The 231-nt window shown below is 64.1% G+C and carries 1 protein-coding gene; it reads left to right on the top strand.

The window, feature by feature from the left end; all coding sequences use genetic code 11:
* Positions 1–189: ExbD/TolR family protein (locus tag ACMUOY_RS20870; RefSeq protein ID WP_413894614.1), on the top strand; the 189-nt coding region annotated here is incomplete at its 5' end.
* Positions 190–231: the final 42 nt, after the last annotated feature.

Below are 231 nucleotides of genomic sequence, written 5' to 3'. Positions count from 1 at the left end.
GCGACACAGGGCAAGCTGACACGCGCCACGCTGGTGAACCGGGTGCTGGAGCTGCAGAAGGTCAAGGACCGCCCGGTGGTCATCGCGGCCGACCGCAACGTCAAATACGACGAAGTGGTGGGTCTGCTCGGCGCTTTGCACGCACAGGGTGTGAAGCGCGTGGGTCTGGTCGCCAAAGAAGGCGGCTAGCGCGCCCTGCTGATGAGCAACAACAACGAAGGCTCGAAGACC

The sequence above is a fragment of the Candidatus Skiveiella danica genome, from assembly GCF_022705245.1.
GTDB lineage: Bacteria > Pseudomonadota > Gammaproteobacteria > Burkholderiales > Burkholderiaceae_C > Skiveiella > Skiveiella danica.
The sequence above is the reverse complement of the archived record's forward strand: the minus strand, read 5'-3'. Positions and strand labels throughout refer to the sequence as shown.